The organism is Alkalibacterium sp. m-11 (genome assembly GCF_054658155.1).
Genome location: NZ_BAAGIR010000519.1, coordinates 1 through 255, shown reverse-complemented (window position 1 = coordinate 255; position 255 = coordinate 1). Strand labels below are relative to the sequence as shown.

At 38.0% G+C, this 255-nt stretch carries 1 protein-coding gene; it reads left to right on the top strand.

Annotated elements, in window-relative coordinates; translation table 11 throughout:
• Positions 1 to 29 precede the first annotated feature (29 nt).
• Positions 30 to 191, top strand: a complete 162-nt coding sequence (locus ACYQ2O_RS13415; RefSeq protein WP_459796851.1) for a hypothetical protein — start codon at positions 30 to 32, stop codon at positions 189 to 191.
• Positions 192 to 255: the final 64 nt, after the last annotated feature.

The following is a 255-nucleotide window of genomic DNA, read 5'->3' as shown; positions in this document are numbered from 1 at the left end:
TATTTTGATCGGTATAAGGAGCGTGTCTAATGGAAGAGCAGGAAATATGGCAAGAGATCGAAACCTGTTATTTTGAACAAACGTATTCTCCCACATTGAAACTTTATATCCAACAACTCGTTCAGGCTTATAAAATTTCCAGCGAGGAAGCGTATTTGTTTTCCTATTCACAGACCAAGCAATTAATTTAAACAGCCATACAGCAGGAAGAGAGAGTTCCGTCGTCTTTTGAATCCAATGGATTTATGGAAGATC